This is a genomic window from Thermostichus sp. OS-CIW-32, from assembly GCF_054060415.1.
This window is the reverse complement of the sequence record NZ_JBSSDD010000006.1, coordinates 147,846-163,457: the sequence shown is the minus strand read 5'-3', so window position 1 is coordinate 163,457 and position 15,612 is coordinate 147,846. Positions and strand designations below refer to the sequence as shown.

General features: G+C 59.0%; 8 protein-coding genes, 1 pseudogene and 1 CRISPR repeat array. Of the genes and pseudogenes, 6 read left to right on the top strand and 3 right to left on the bottom strand.

What is annotated here, in order from left to right:
* Positions 1-164: 164 nt before the first annotated feature.
* Positions 165-5,597 carry a response regulator gene (locus ACVWY8_RS09225; protein WP_457393859.1) on the top strand — a complete coding sequence of 1,811 codons (5,433 nt, stop codon included), beginning with the start codon at positions 165-167 and terminating at the stop codon, positions 5,595-5,597.
* 72 nt (positions 5,598-5,669) lie between these two features.
* Here the strand turns inward: ACVWY8_RS09225 and upp are convergent, their stop codons facing one another.
* Complete coding sequence (upp, locus tag ACVWY8_RS09220; protein WP_457393862.1) at positions 5,670-6,305, bottom strand: uracil phosphoribosyltransferase; 636 nt, start codon at positions 6,303-6,305, stop codon at positions 5,670-5,672.
* Between the two features lie 114 nt (positions 6,306-6,419).
* Between upp and ACVWY8_RS09215 the strand changes: the two are divergent.
* Positions 6,420-7,073: pseudogene (locus ACVWY8_RS09215) on the top strand (metallophosphoesterase family protein); the annotation flags it as partial.
* A gap of 440 nt (positions 7,074-7,513) precedes the next feature.
* Positions 7,514-10,003: a CRISPR direct-repeat array (repeat unit 36 nt; unit sequence GTTTCCAATTTCTAGGGATCCCCCCGAAGGGGGAAC).
* A gap of 271 nt (positions 10,004-10,274) precedes the next feature.
* Here ACVWY8_RS09215 and ACVWY8_RS09210 read toward each other — a convergent pair.
* Positions 10,275-11,180 carry a cation diffusion facilitator family transporter gene (locus tag ACVWY8_RS09210; protein ID WP_457393865.1) on the bottom strand — a complete coding sequence of 302 codons (906 nt, stop codon included), beginning with the start codon at positions 11,178-11,180 and terminating at the stop codon, positions 10,275-10,277.
* Between the two features lie 135 nt (positions 11,181-11,315).
* Here ACVWY8_RS09210 and ACVWY8_RS09205 point away from each other — a divergent pair, with 135 nt between their 5' ends.
* A complete protein-coding gene (locus tag ACVWY8_RS09205) occupies positions 11,316-12,722 on the top strand; it encodes a UDP-glucose dehydrogenase family protein (protein WP_457393868.1) in 1,407 nt (468 codons plus the stop codon).
* Positions 12,723-12,746: 24 nt separating this feature from the next.
* Positions 12,747-13,694, top strand: coding sequence for a UDP-glucuronic acid decarboxylase family protein (locus tag ACVWY8_RS09200; RefSeq protein ID WP_457393871.1), 948 nt, complete (start codon positions 12,747-12,749; stop codon positions 13,692-13,694).
* Between the two features lie 48 nt (positions 13,695-13,742).
* Here ACVWY8_RS09200 and ACVWY8_RS09195 read toward each other — a convergent pair whose 3' ends face one another.
* Entirely contained in the window at positions 13,743-14,108 is a 366-nt protein-coding gene (locus ACVWY8_RS09195; protein WP_457397025.1) for an ArsR/SmtB family transcription factor, read from the bottom strand.
* Positions 14,109-14,252: 144 nt separating this feature from the next.
* Between ACVWY8_RS09195 and ACVWY8_RS09190 the strand changes: the two genes are divergently transcribed.
* The gene (locus ACVWY8_RS09190) at positions 14,253-14,969 is read left to right on the top strand and encodes an MBL fold metallo-hydrolase (RefSeq protein ID WP_457393874.1); all 717 of its coding nucleotides are present in this window, start codon (positions 14,253-14,255) and stop codon (positions 14,967-14,969) included.
* A 116-nt stretch (positions 14,970-15,085) separates the two neighbouring features.
* Positions 15,086-15,568 (top strand): DUF29 domain-containing protein, encoded by a 483-nt coding sequence (locus ACVWY8_RS09185; RefSeq protein ID WP_414352140.1) that lies wholly within the window; start codon positions 15,086-15,088, stop codon positions 15,566-15,568.
* Positions 15,569-15,612 lie beyond the last annotated feature (44 nt).

Genomic DNA, 15,612 nt, shown 5'->3' with positions numbered 1-15,612 from the left:
GGGACAAGGATCCCCATGCAGGAGACGTTATCGATCCTTAGCAAATGCCACTGGGATCCCCCTGTTGCAACTGTTGGCCGGACTCTTCGCTCAGGCGAGCCTCACCCTGTCCGGTCTGTTATTACTGAATGAAAACTTGTGGGCTGTAGGAAGGGCCTCCTGCCATGAATGAAGAAGCACAGAAGCGGATCCTCAGTTATTTCATCGAAGAAGCCCGCGACCACTTGGCAACGATTGAACAAGTGCTCCTCAGCCTGCGGGACAGCATGAGCGATCCCGAGCTGATCAACGAGCTGTTCCGAGCTGCTCACTCCATCAAGGGGGGAGCTGCCATGCTGGGCCTCACCAGCATCCAACGGACGGCCCACCGCATGGAAGATTTTTTCAACATCTTTCGCTCCCGTCCAGGCGGAGTGCCTGTCGATCAGCACCTGGAAACCCTGCTGCTGCGGGCTTTTGATGGGCTTTCGATGTTGTTGGAGGAGCTGCAGAGCCCCCGCGGCCTCACCCAAGAAGTCAGCAACACCACCCTGGCGGAATTGGAGCCGGTTTTTCAAGAGACCGAAAGGCACATTCAAAATCTTCTCGGCGAGGGCCCTGTCTCAGCTCCCGTCTCGCCGCCGGCGGTTCGCACCCTACAGCAGGACATGGCGGAGGTGGTGCCGCAGCAGTTGCGCCAGATGCTGGAGCTGTTTAAACAACGGGATCAGCCAGATGTCCGAGAGCGTTTGGTGGCGGCGAACGCCGTTCTCAAGGAGATCGGGCAAGTCCATCATCTGGCGGGCTGGCAACAGTTGACGGAAACTTTCGAGCAAGCTCTGGGCAACCCCGATGCCGACCTGCGTGCTCTGGCTTTGGTCGCCCTGCGGGATTTGAAGCAGGGACAGCAGCTCATCCTAGACGGCAAGGCCGAACAGGTTGCCCCTTCTTCAGAACTGCAACAATTGGCTCGCCCTGCCGCCCCTCCTGCCCCACCGGATCCTCTTGAGGTGGTGGTGCATCAGCAGATCCCGGCCCTGCTGCGCCAGATGCTGGAGCTGTTCAAACGTCCTGACGACCCGGCCACTCGACCGGCTCTGCAAGCTCTGGCCCAATCTTTGCAGGATTTGGGGCAATCTTCGGCTCTGGAACTGGGGGGCTGGACAGATTTGACCCGCTTGATCGGCGAGATTTTGGCGGATCCCAGCCAGGATTTGCGGCAGTTGGCCCTGCCGGTGCTGCGAGATCTGAAGCAAGCCCACCAGGCTCTGGCCAATGGAGCGGCAAACACCATTCAGCCCTCGGCTGAGCTGCTGGCTTTCCGCCCTGTTCCGGCAGCCCCTGAAGAGCCAGAAGTCCCTGAGCCCTTCGACCTTGGCCTTGCTTGGGGGTCTGAGGCAGAGCCGTCATTCCCAGAACCTGGGGGTGCCCCAGAGGATTGGGCTGCGGCTGCTGGGATCCCTGCGGAGGAAGGCGCTACCCCCGATCTGAGCTGGGAAGCTGAGCCGGTGCCAGAGGCGGTAACCCTCGCCGAGACCTCTTTTGATGGAGATGAGCTCGGAGCCGACCGGTTGCCGGAGCAGGAGAGCGCAGAGACAAGCTGGGATCTGGTGGCAGAGCAGACCTCATCCCTTGGGGAAGCGGGCACTGCTGAGGACTCCGTCCCGCTGGCGGGAACAGATTCAGAGCACCGATCTGCTCCCGCGGAAGAGGGGGATCTGGATCTGAGTTGGCCAGGGATCCGAGCCGAAGCGGCTTGGGAGGAAGACTGGAGGACAGCTGCCGTGCCGGCAGAAAGCCCAGAAGAGGACGGGCAGGGAGCTGACTTGGCCTCTGTTGCGGACGACTTCGGTCGCGTTAGCGGAGCGGAGCTCTATGCCACTCCCTTGGATCTGGAGGAAGAAGCCACCTCGGCCTTTGACGAGCTGTTTGCCAACGCAGAAGCGCTATCCGATATTGAAGAATTCCCAACGGAGCTGATCCCCTCCTCTCCTGAGCCCCTCTTGCAGACCTTTGAGGATCTGAGCCCAAGGTTGGATGAGGAGAGAGCCGAGGCCGATCTGGCGGAGCTGTTTGCCGAAGTGGTGGGTGAAGGGGCAGAGGGGTTTGTCTCTGCTGAGCCTGCCTGGGATGCTGAACAGGAGCCGACTGCCCAGAGCGTTGCTGCGGAAATGGGCGAGGGATCCGGCTTTGTCCCAGACGAAGCCGCAAGTGCCGGGGTAGAGGCCCTATTTGAGCTGGAGGAACTTCCCGTAGAGAGTGCTTTCCGGCAGGAAGGGTCTCAGCTTCCGGACTTGGAGGCCGTTCCCGCTGGTGAGCCGGAGGCCGATCCTTGGGCGGCTGAACCGTCCCCACCCCTTCAGGAAGCCCTTGAGGACGGGGAAATCGCAGCAGACCTTTGGGCTGAATTTCCCGCAGATATCCAGCTAGAGGATTTTTCCATCCCAGCAGATTATCTGGCAGAGTCGGGATCCGACGAGGTGGGATCCTCAGAGTTCGCCGACTCTGCTGCCTTCGATACTGCCGAAGACAGCCTGGAGAGCTTTTTTTCCACCCCTGCGGCAGAAGCCGATCCGGCTTGGTCGATGCCGGAAGCAAGTGAACCTTCCGTATTTTTGGATCCCTCTTTTGGCCCATCCCTGGACATCGCTGAGGCTGATGCTGCCGAAGCTGAGCAACTGGGGGATCTCTTTATCGGCGAACCCTTCCCCACGTCGCCCGACATGGCCAATGAGCCGAGGGAATCGCCAATTCCAGACTTCGGAGCCGAGCTGAGCCTAGGGGATCTCTTTGCCGGTGAGACCCTCGAGGAGGCGTCCGATGGGGACTCCATCCCCCTGACCCAATCAGCAGCTGGGGACACAGCAGAAGCCCAGGAGTGGGCGCTTCTGGAGGATCTGTTCCCGGTCCAGGAGGAGTCTTTCGCAGACCTGCAACCCACGGCTGAGGAGGCAGTCGCCCCTTCCCCCGAGCTCTCCTTCGACCGTCTCGATGCCCTATTCACCCAGGAATCCGACCCAGAAGAACTGAGCCTGGGGGCCAGGGGATCCCTCTCGGCCATGGATAGCGACAGCCAGGTGGATCTGGATGAGTTGAGCCAGTTCTTTGCAGAAGGGGAAGCGCCCCAAGAAGAACCCCCCTTGGATCTTGCCACCTTCCTGGAGGACACAGAAGCTTTGCAAGCGAGCAGCCTGGCGGAAGTGCCCGTGTCTGAGCCAGAGCCGCCGGTTGCCGCACTGGAGGAAGAAAATGCCCTCCAGCCTGCGGAGGACGATCTGGAAAGCCAGTTGGCCAGCCTGTTTGCAGAGGATGAATCCTTAGCCGTTCCTGTTGGCGAGGCCGAGACCCCAGAGGAAGAGGCGCTGGAAGCTGCTCCGGCTCCCCGTTTGGACGATTTGGCCGCCCTCTTCGACGCTGCCGAGCCGGCGGTAACCCCTGAGCTAGAAAAGGCTATCGCCCCCCTTGTGGGATCCCCTGCAGCCGCGAGCGGCGAGGCTGCTGACGACTTTGCAGCCCAGCTGGAATCGCTCCTGGGCGATCTCGAGGTTCCTGCCCAAGCACCTGCCGCTGCTCCTACACCTTCACCATCTGTTGCTGCTCCCGCTCCGGCGGCAACTGGGCCGACTTCACGGCGAACTGCTGCCCTCAGCAACCCTGTGATGCGGGTGGAGGTGCGCCACCTCGACTCCATCAACAACCTGGTGGGAGAGTTGGTGGTCATCCGCAACAGCATGGAGCAAAACCAAACCCGTCTGCGCCAGTTTCTGGATGGCCTGTTGGGCCGTGTGCAACAGCTAGGGGATCTGGGCCAGCGCATGCGGGATCAGTATGACCGCTCCTTGCTGGAATCGGCTTTGTTCTCCAGCCGCAGCAGCTCAGCCTATGGCGGCACGGTAACGGTGGGCTTCGGTCGAAATGGGGAGGGGTCCAGCCGAGGAAGGCGGAGTCATTCCTCCGGCCAAGAGTTCGACAAGCTGGAGATGGATCAGTTTACGGCCTTCCACGCTCTGGCCCAGGAGATCATTGAGCTCATCGTGCGGGTGCGCGAGTCCTCCTCCGACATCGAGTTTGCCGTGGATGAGGCCGAGCAGATCACCCGCCAATTCCGGCAGGTAACCACCCAACTGCAAGAGGGCCTGAACCGGGCGCGCATGGTGCCCTTCTCGCAAGTTGCCGATCGGTTGCCCCGCGCCATTCGGGATCTCTCCATCAAAACGGGCAAGCAGGCCAGCCTGGTGGTGGAAGGCCGTGACACGCTCATCGACAAGGCCATCCTGGAGGAGCTCTATGACCCCATGACCCACTTGGTGAACAACGCCCTGGTACACGGGATCGAGACCCCTGAGGAGCGGCGGCGGGCGGGCAAGCCCCCTGAGGGCAAGATCACCGTCAAGGCCTTCTATCAGGGCAACCAAACCATCATCATCGTCTCGGACGATGGCGCCGGGATCCCGGTGGAGAAGGTCAAGGCCAAGGCCCAAAGGCTGGGGCTGCTGTCGGAGCAAGCCGACGAGGACGAAGTGTTCAACGTTCTCTTCCACCCCGGCTTCAGCGTTCGCGAGGCCAGCGAAGTGGACGATCTGGCCGGTCGGGGGGTTGGCTTGGATGTGGTGCGCCGCAACATCACCGATCTGCGCGGCAGTATCCAAGTGGATTCTGTGCGGGGCAAAGGAACCACCTTCACCATCCGTCTCCCCCTCACCCTGAGCATTTCCAAGGCCATGGTGTGTGTCAGCGACAAAGCCCTGATCGCCTTCCCCCTGGATGGCGTGGAGGAGATGCTGGATGTTCCTGCCGACGAAGTTCAGCCGGATGAGCAGGGGCGGCCCTCGATTCTCTGGCGGGATCAGCGTCTTCACTTCCAGCCCCTCTCAAATCTGCTGGCCTACAGCCGCAGCCACAGCCGCAGCCGTTCCGAGGTGTACAGCATCACCCAGGATGAGGGCATTATTCCCATTGTCATCCTGCAAAGTGCCGGCCAGTATGTTGCCCTGCAGGTGGACAGCTTCGTGGAAGAGCAGGAAATCGTGATCAAGCAACTGCGCGGGCCTGTGCCCAAGCCACTGGGCATTTCTGGGGCAACGGTGTTGGGGAACGGGCGGGTCCTGCCGATTGCCGACATCATCGAGCTGGTGGACATAGCCCACGGTCGCCGTCGGGATCTCAACCGCTTCTGGCTGGATCACCGGGATGAGGAGCCAACCCCAGAAGAGGTGCGCCAGACCACGGTGCTGATCGTGGACGACTCGATCACCGTTCGGGAGCTGCTCTCGATGTCTTTCCAGAAGGTGGGCTACCGGGTGGAACAGGCGCGGGATGGCCAGGATGCCTGGGAAAAGCTGCGCGGCGGCCTGCCCTGCGACCTCATCTTCTGCGACATCGAGATGCCGCGGATGGACGGCCTAGAACTGCTCACCCGCCTGCGGGAAGACAGCAACTTCAAGCATCTCCCGGTTGCCATGCTCACCTCGCGGGGGGCAGAACGGCACCGGCAAACAGCACGGGAGCTGGGAGCAACTGCCTACTTCACCAAGCCCTATCTGGAAGAGGAGCTGCTCAGCGCTGCTGCCCGCATGTTGAGGGGGGAACAGTTGTTGGCGCCCAACCCAACTTCCTAATCGCGACAGCGGTGCGGTTCCCGTTCAGTGTGGCGCAGCAACATAGGGTGCTGTAGGCATGGCACTCTCCCATCAGCGGGTGCCGAACAGGCGATCCCCTGCATCTCCTAGGCCGGGGAGGATGTAGCCGTGCTCGTCTAGGCCATCGTCTACAGCAGCGGTATAGATTGGCACATCTGGGTTCTGTTCGTGGAAATACCGGATCCCTTCTGGGGCGGCCACCAGGCAGATGAAGCGGATCGACTTGGGTCGGGTTTGGCGTAGGCGCGCTACAGCCGCTGCTGCCGAATGGCCGGTGGCCAACATTGGATCCACCACCAGCACCTCACGATCTTCGATATCGGTGGGCACCTTGAAGTAGTACTCGATGGGGATCAGGGTATGGGGATCCCGATATAGGCCGATATGCCCCACCCGTGCTGATGGGATCAGCTCCAGCATGCCGTCGAGGAGCCCTTGGCCGGCCCGCAGGATGGAGACAAGCACCAACTTTTTCTCTGCCGCCAACATCGGCGCCAACATTGGGGCCATCGGGGTTTGAATGGGCTGTAGCTTGAGGGGCAGATCGCGGGTCACCTCGTAGGCCATCAAGAGGCTGATCTCCCGCATCAGCGCTCGGAAGTCGGCGGTTGTAGTTTCAACACGGCGCATGAGGCTGAGCTTGTGCTGCACCAGAGGGTGATCGATGGTAATCACCTGGGCCACCATGCTGTGCTCCTGAGATAATCGGGATCCCGTGATGGATGCCAGAATAGCAGAAGCGCTTGTCCCCCCGGTGGGCCGAAGGCTCTATCTGCTTGCTGTTGTCAAGGGGAGTAATCCGTGCAGATCCGCTTTGCTGTGGTGAGCGATCCCCACGTCGCCCTCCCTTCCACCCTTTGGGATCACCCCAGCCGATTTCACCTGGTAGAGGTGAGCATTCCGGCTCTGGAACAGGTTTTGCAGCATCTGGTGCAGTTGCCTCTGGATTTTCTGCTGTTGCCGGGGGATCTGACCCAGCATGGGGAGCCGGAAAACCATGCATGGCTGGCAGAGCGGCTGGCTCGGCTGCCCTTTCCGGCTTTTGTGGTGCCCGGCAACCACGATGTGCCCCAGCCCAAGGCCAGCGGGCGCTCTATTGGTTTGGCGGATTTTCCCCGCTACTACCGAGCTTTTGGCTACGAGGATGGGCAGTCTTTGGATTACAGCCGGGTTCTGCGGCCAGGGATCCGTTTGATCGGCCTCAATTCCAACCATTTTGATGCTCAGGGTCAATTGGTGGGGTGTCTAACCCCAGAACAACTGACCTGGCTGGAGAAAGAATTGGCGGCAGCCGAGGAAGAGCTGGTGCTGCTGATGGTGCACCATAATGTGGTCGAGCATCTGCGCGGCCAGTCTCTCCATCCCTGGGGGCGTCGCTACATGCTGGAGAATGCCTCTCAGTTGCGGCGGCTGCTGCAAGCTCATGGGGTGCAACTGGTGTTCACCGGACATCTGCACATCCAGCACATCGCCCGACGAGGGGGGGTTTACGACATTACCACCGGCTCTTTGGTCAGCTTTCCCCACCCCTACCGCCTTGTCGAGATCCGGTCGGATCGAGAGACCGGAATCCAAGTCCATATCCAGAGCTACCGGGTGGGATCCCTGCCCGACTGGCCCGATTTGCAAGCGTTCTCCCGGGAGTGGATGGCCCAGCGCAGCGAACCAGCGGTGGTTAAGTTTTTAACCTCCGCACCGCTGAATCTGCCTCTGGAACAGGCACAAGCCTTGGCCCCACAATTGCGCTACTTTTGGGCAGCGGTGGCTGCCGGGGATCCAGACCTCACTTTCCCAGACTTTCCCCAGCCAGCAGGCCGATTTCTGGAGCGTTTCAGCCGTTGTTTTCGCTGCCCGCCTGATAACCAGGCCCAGTTTCGTTTGATTTCGATTTTCTCTTTTCCAGTTTCTAAGGATCCCCCCCAAGGGGGAACCCTCAACTTGAGTTCAAGGGAAAACGCCAGATCTCAAGCTGTTTCCAATTTCTAGGGATCCCCCCGAAGGGGGAACGAAGATTTGAACAGGGCTGTGGCGGAGGTTTTTGGCCGTTTCCAATTTCTAGGGATCCCCCCGAAGGGGGAACCTGACTTTCGTTGATAGGGATGAATACCTCCTAAACTGGTTTCCAATTTCTAGGGATCCCCCCGAAGGGGGAACTTTTGCTTCGCACATTTCTCTAATTTGTCGCCAGCCTACTGTTTCCAATTTCTAGGGATCCCCCCGAAGGGGGAACGATCGTTTCCGTCGAGATAGGGTTCGAAAAAGACCCGTTTCCAATTTCTAGGGATCCCCCCGAAGGGGGAACCATTCCTGGCCAAGCCCTTAGGCAGTGGGATGTGGGAGTTTCCAATTTCTAGGGATCCCCCCGAAGGGGGAACAAGATGCAGTGATTGTCTGGGGCCGAGGAAAGTGGACGGTTTCCAATTTCTAGGGATCCCCCCGAAGGGGGAACAAGAAGTTCTCTCCATCCTGGAAGAAGAGGGTAGCGTGTTTCCAATTTCTAGGGATCCCCCCGAAGGGGGAACTTGGGAATTTAGTGTAACCTTGGCCGGATAGTATCCACCCAGTTTCCAATTTCTAGGGATCCCCCCGAAGGGGGAACGTTCACGAAGTCCGACCTGATCCGCTATGCGTATGTGTTTCCAATTTCTAGGGATCCCCCCGAAGGGGGAACTGGAAGCGTCTAACACGACGCTGCCCCTACCTCTAGTTTCCAATTTCTAGGGATCCCCCCGAAGGGGGAACAGTCTCCATGTTTTCCTGCAGTGGTCTATCTACAGCTGTTTCCAATTTCTAGGGATCCCCCCGAAGGGGGAACTTTACGCAGAAGGGAGTCCGCTTAACTTACAACGACTGGGTTTCCAATTTCTAGGGATCCCCCCGAAGGGGGAACCCCGGCAATTTGCCGGATTACCAGAGGCTTGGGTTCGAGTTTCCAATTTCTAGGGATCCCCCCGAAGGGGGAACAAGTTGAATTAAACATAATCCAACTCTCGCAATTCATGTTTCCAATTTCTAGGGATCCCCCCGAAGGGGGAACTCGAAGAGAATTCAATTCATCAAGAACGGCGTCCGGTTTCCAATTTCTAGAGATCCCCCCGAAGGGGGAACACTCTCCCTTCCGACGTCGGAAGGCAGAGCTAACACCGAGTTTCCAATTTCTAGGGATCCCCCCGAAGGGGGAACAACTAGGTCCTCCCCCACCAAGACACCCAGGTATGAAGTTTCCAATTTCTAGGGATCCCCCCGAAGGGGGAACCTCATGAATGCATCGGATGTCACCCAAATGGGTGGCGATGTTTCCAATTTCTAGGGATCCCCCCGAAGGGGGAACCCGCCCATCACCTGCCAGTCGGCTGCGTTGATGTAAAGTTTCCAATTTCTAGGGATCCCCCCGAAGGGGGAACAAGTTCGAAGAAGTGCTCAAAGAGCTGGGCTTCACAGGTGCGGGTTTCCAATTTCTAGGGATCCCCCCGAAGGGGGAACGTTCTTTTAGCCCTGCAAAGGGAGGCTACCATGGAGCGTTTCCAATTTCTAGGGATCCCCCCGAAGGGGGAACAACACCGGACAGTCTTAAGTCTCTTCGTATCGAAGAAGTTTCCAATTTCTAGGGATCCCCCCGAAGGGGGAACACACCCAGGTATGAACCTGGGTGTTCTTTCTATCCCGTAGTTTCCAATTTCTAGGGATCCCCCCGAAGGGGGAACTTGAACGACAACCAAGTCGAACTTGCCAAAACCTGGTTGTTGTTTCCAATTTCTAGGGATCCCCCCGAAGGGGGAACCAGAGGTAGGTGTTCTTGACCAATGGACCACGCCTTACTGGTTTCCAATTTCTAGGGATCCCCCCGAAGGGGGAACCGAGTCTCCTAGACACCAAGGAAGGAACACGAAAAGCAGTTTCCAATTTCTAGGGATCCCCCCGAAGGGGGAACGGGCAGTCAAGGATCGGAAATGTTATTTGGCTCCTCAAGTTTCCAATTTCTAGGGATCCCCCCGAAGGGGGAACTCCGGGGAGCTCGAGGTTCACACCGAGAGCTTAAAGAGCCGGATGTTTCCAATTTCTAGGGATCCCCCCGAAGGGGGAACAGTACACTGATCGGGGGGTTCGCTACCTTTATGGTGATGTTTCCAATTTCTAGGGATCCCCCCGAAGGGGGAACAGCCCCGAGGTGGCAGCGATGGTACCCGCCATGTTCGCGGGTTTCCAATTTCTAGGGATCCCCCCGAAGGGGGAACTGGAAAAAACAGATCGAGGACGTAATCGCCGCAAAGGCGGTTTCCAATTTCTAGGGATCCCCCCGAAGGGGGAACGGTCTAGTCTAACCTCCCCCACTAAAGCACCCAGGAGATGTTTCCAATTTCTAGGGATCCCCCCGAAGGGGGAACTCCACCCCTATTAAAGCCAAGCAGGGCAAGGGATGCAAGACCCGTTTGCGAGGGATCCGGAAAAAAGGGGGCAAAAAGAGTTTCGGCGAGGGGGTTTTGGGGCCGGAAAGCCTTGTGGCACAAGGCGTCGAGGGATCCGACGAAAGAATGGGCTTTTCCGAGATTTTGAGGGACGCTCGCAGAGGCGTTGATACCGTTTTGGTGTTCTTTTGGAAACATCAGGATTCCTGAGGTTTGGCTAGGCTATCTGTTGGCAGGTGGCAAGCTCTCGCTAGGGTTGTTCGATATGGGAGCGGGGCTCCAGGTGGATGAGGATCCGCGCCGGCCCGTAGCGCCCTTGCAGGAGGTGTTCGACTTCCTCAGTGAGGCGGTGGGCGGACTCAATGTCCTGTGGCTCCACCACCAGGTGCATCTCGATAAAGACCATTTCCCCGGGGATGCCGCGGGAAGTGATGTCATGACAGTCAAGCACGCCTGGCACGCTCAGGATGAGATCCCGCAGGGCCTCGGCAGGGATCGCCACCCGGTCGGTGAGGTAGGGAAGATTCTCCTGCAGCACTTCCCAGCCGCTTCGGAGCACCAGCAGCGCCACCGGCAAAGCCAGGGCTTGATCCAACCAAGGGATCCCCCAATAATGCATGCCGGCCAACCCCAGCAACACCGTCAGCGTCACCCCAACGTCGCTGAGGGTATGGCGCGCATCGGCCAACAGCAGCGAGCTGGACAGAGCTTTGCCCCAGCGGTGCTCGTAGAGGGTGACAAAGACATTAATGCCCAGCACGCCCACCATCATCCCCAAGGTCAGCTCATCGATCTGCAGGTGGGGCTGGGGCTCCCAAAACCGCTCCACGGCTGTGCGCAGGATCTCCAGGCTGGCCATCCCCAAAAAGGCGGCGATCCCCAGCGCTCCAATGGCTTCAAACTTGCGATGGCCGTAGGGATGGTCGTCATCGGGCTCTGGCGAAGAAAAGCGCATGGCCACCAAGCCCAAAATGTTGCTGGCGCTGTCGGTGGAGCTGTGCAGGGCATCGGCAATTAGGCTTAGGGATCCCGTCGTCAGCCCCAGGATTAACTTGATCAGAAACACCAGGACATTTAGCCCTAGCGTGACGTACAGCACCCTCTGCACTTGGCGCTGACGGCGGCTGGCTATGGCAGCAGAATCCAGAAAGCTCACTGCAGCTTGGGCGGGGATCCACAGATATCCTGCTTTATTCTGTCACCGACCTCAATAGGGGTAAGGGAGGGTACCCTAAAAGCAAGCTGCTAAGGCTTAGTCAAGTGGCCGCCGATTGGGGAGCGAACTCTGAGTATGCACGTTGCTGTGGTAGGCGCTGGCTATGTGGGCCTGGTAACAGGGGCTTGCCTGGCTCACCTAGGAAATAGCGTTATCTGTGTGGACAACAACCCCGCCAAGATTGAAGGGCTGCAGCGGGGTCGCCTGCCCATCTACGAGCCCGGCCTGGAAGAGCTGGTGCGGGAGGGAACTGCGGCGGGTCGGCTGCACTTTAGCACCGATCTGGGCTCTGGGATCCAGGCCAGCGAGGTGGTGTTTATTGCCGTGGGCACCCCGGCCCTGCCCAGCGGGGATCCCGATCTGCGCTACGTGGAAGCAGTGGCGCGGGAAATTGGCCAGCATCTGGACGAGCACTATCGAGTCATTGTCAACAAATCCACTGTGCCCATTGGCTCTGGGGACTGGGTGCGCATGCTCATTTTGGACGGGGCCGCCGAAGCCGCCAAGCAGCGGCTGAGCAGCCGAGAAGTGGGGAGAGATCCAGAGGCCAGATCCCTGACCTTGGAGCTCTCGCCTTGGACGCCGCAGTTTGACGTGGTGAGCAACCCCGAGTTCCTACGGGAGGGCAGTGCCATCCAAGATACCTTCTACCCGGATCGCATTGTGATTGGCTCCAACAGCCCCCGCGCCATTGAAATCATGCGGCAGCTGTATGAACCCATCCTCAGTCGCCAGCAGGGTCTGGGCGGGGATCCCGTGCCTTTGCTGGTGACCGACCTGGCTTCTGCCGAAATGATCAAGTATGCCGCCAACGCCTTCCTGGCCACCAAGATTAGCTTCATCAACGAAATGGCCAACATCTGCGAGCGCACCGGCGCCGACATCACCCAGGTGGCAGAAGGGATCGGCCTAGATAGGCGCATTGGCCGCGCCTTTCTCAACGCCGGCATAGGGTGGGGCGGAAGCTGCTTCCCCAAAGATCTGGCGGCTCTCATTCAAACCGCTGCTGACTATGGCTATGAGGCCAAGCTGTTGCGGGCCACGGTGGAGGTCAACCGAGAACAGCGGCAACGTTTGGTGGAAAAGCTGCAGCAAGCCCTCAAGGTGCTCAAGGGAAAAACCATTGGCCTACTGGGTCTGACGTTTAAACCCCACACCGACGACCTGCGGGATGCCCCTTCCCTGACCTTAATCGAGCAGCTCCACCGCCTTGGGGCAAAGGTGAAGGCGTATGATCCCGTTGTGTCCGCTTCAGGGATGCGGGAGGGGTTGGCCCATGTGGTGGTGGAAACGGATGTGTTTCGCCTGGCCCAAGATTGCGATGCCCTGGTGCTGGTGACGGAGTGGCCGGAGTTTTTGTCGCTGGATTACCGACGGATTGCAGAGCTGATGCGGCGGCCCTTGCTCATCGATGGCCGTAACTGTCTGGATCGGGAGGCGGTGCGGCAGGCGGACATAACCCTCATTGGAGTGGGCTGGTAGGTGCTGGGGAAATCAGGGGAAATCATGAAGATCCTGGTTACGGGTGGCCTCGGATTTATCGGATCCCACTTGGTAACCCGCCTTCTGCAAGAAGGCCACTGGGTCATTTGTCTAGATAACGGCTACACGGGCCGGCAGCTGAATGTCCAAGCTCATCTGGACAACCCAGCCTTTCAGTTCATTTGGCACGACGTTGCCGAGCCCCTGCCGCCCGCTTTGGCAGAGGCCGGGATCCAGCAGATCTACCACCTGGCCTGCCCCGCTTCCCCCCCCCACTACCAAGCGGATCCCATCCGCACCATCCGCACCAGCGTCTGGGGCACCTATCACCTGCTGCAACTGGCCCAGAAAACAGGGGCTAGGTTCCTGCTGGCCTCGACTTCAGAAGTGTACGGGGATCCCCAAGTGCATCCCCAACCGGAAGACTACTGGGGCCACGTCAACCCCATCGGCCCGCGGGCCTGCTACGACGAATCCAAGCGCTTGGCAGAAACCCTCACCTTCGACTGGCAGCGGCAATACCAGACGGAGATCCGGGTGGCCCGCATCTTCAACACCTACGGCCCCGCCATGCGGGAGGACGATGGCCGCGTGGTGAGCAACTTTATCGTCCAGGCCCTGCGCGGGGATCCCTTAACAGTTTATGGGGATGGATCCCAGACCCGCAGCTTTTGCTACATCTCCGACCTGGTGGAAGGCTTGATCCGGCTGATGAACAGCCCCTACCCCGGACCCTTTAACTTGGGCAACCCAGAGGAGTTCACGATCCTGGAGCTGGCCCAGCAGGTGCTCGCCCTCACCGGCAGCCCTTCTCCCATCGTTTACCGGCCTCTGCCGACGGACGATCCCAGACAACGGCAGCCGGATATTGGCAAAGCCCGCGCCCTCTTGGGTTGGGAGCCTCGGATCCCGCTGCAAGTTGGGCTGCAACAGACCATCCCTTACTTTCGTCGGCGGCTGGGGCTGGAATAACCTTCGGGTGCTCGCGAAATCCCAACCTACTTGAGAACCCTTTCCGCCTCAGCTCGGTTGACCTGGGTGAATGGCTGCCAGCGGCTCCAGTTGGCGGGCTTGCTGTTGCAGCCGACTCACCAACTGCCGACATACCATTTCACACAGCTCAAAGCACATGGGATCCGCAATTTGGTAATAAACACTCACCCCCTTGGGCTGACGGCTGACGATCCCTGCCTGGGTCAGGATCTTGAGGTGCTTGGAAACATTGGCCTGGCCCATACCCGTAGCTTCCAAGATTTGGGTGACGTTCTTGGGCCCCGAGCGCAACTGACACAGGATCTGCAGGCGGTTGGGTTCCGCCAAAACCTTGAAGTACTCTGCCACGCTGTCGAGAACCTGCGGCGTCAGGATTGTGCGACACTCATTCACATCCGCTCTGCTCACCGACTTTTCCCCAATCAACAAACCTGCTTGCGCCGTCCATGCAACTTGATTTTAACACTAGATAGTTATATAGTGTTCCTAGAAAGTCCAAGTTCACGTCGGGCTTTCGATACCAGACAGGAGGGCACTATGCTATTTCGCCAACTGTTCGACGCAGAAACAAGCACCTACACCTATTTAATCGCGGATCCGACAACTCGCGAGGCCGCCCTGGTGGATCCAGTGCTGGAGCAGGTGGAGCGGGATTTGAAGCTGATTCGGGAATTGGGTCTAACCTTGAAGTACTGCCTGGAAACCCACGTTCACGCGGATCACATCACGGGAACCGGGAAGCTGCGGGAACTGACCGGTTGCCAAGGGGTGGTGCCAGTACAGGCCAAGGCTCAATGTGCAGATCGTTTCATCGGTCATGGGGAAACGCTGCAAGTGGGATCCGTCGTCATTGAAGCCATCGCTACCCTGGGCCACACCGACAGCCACATGACCTACCGCGTGAATGGGGATCGCGTCCTTACCGGAGATGCCCTGCTGATCCGCGGCTGTGGGCGCACGGATTTCCAAAGCGGGGATCCCGGCCTGATGTACGACCATGTTACCCAGTACTTGTTTACGCTGCCCGATGAGACGCTGGTCTATCCTGGCCACGACTATCGCGGGCACACCGTCTCCACCATTGGCGAGGAGAAGCGCTGGAACCCGCGCTTTGTGGATCCGGAAACGGGCAACCTGCGTTCCCGTGAGAGCTTCATTGCCCTGATGAACAGCCTCAACCTGCCCCAGCCGAAGAAGATCCAGGAAGCGGTGCCGGCCAACGAGCAGTGCGGCCAAGTGGCAGCAGCGGTTTAATTCCTTCTGGGCAGCGAGGTGCAGGGTAAGCCCCCGCCGGCTGGGGAGCCCATGTGAAACTCCGATGGTGAGGGCCCGCTGCTCTGGGTAACCTTCTCTCAATTGGCTTGCCAGAAATGGAGAGTTTGAGCGTGGATCGAGAAAGTCTCTATGAGAGCGATTTCTACGCTTGGATCCAGCAACAAGCTCAATTTCTGCGGGATCGGGCCTGGGAGAAGCTGGATCTGCCCAATTTAGTCGAGGAGATTGAATCGTTGGGCAGGCAACAGCGGCAGGAACTGCGAAACCGACTTGCAGTTTTGGTTGGGCATCTCCTCAAGTGGGAGTACCAGCCAGAGGGGAGATCCGCAAGCTGGCTCCTCACCCTCCAGCTGCAGCGGCAGGAAGTTCTGGAGCTTCTTGAAGAAAGCCCAAGTCTCAAGCCCTATTTGCCAGAGGCCATCTCCAAGTCTTACTTGGGGGCGCTGAAGCTGGCCCTGGAGGAGACCAAGCTGCCCAGAAAGATTTTCCCCAAAACCTGCCCTTATTCCTCAGAGCAAATCCTGGATAGCCGGTTTTACCCCGGTGAGCCCAGTCATTTGCTTGAGGAGGGGGATTAATCCCAAAAATCGCTGCATTTTGCATTTTAGACAACGCTGGAAGC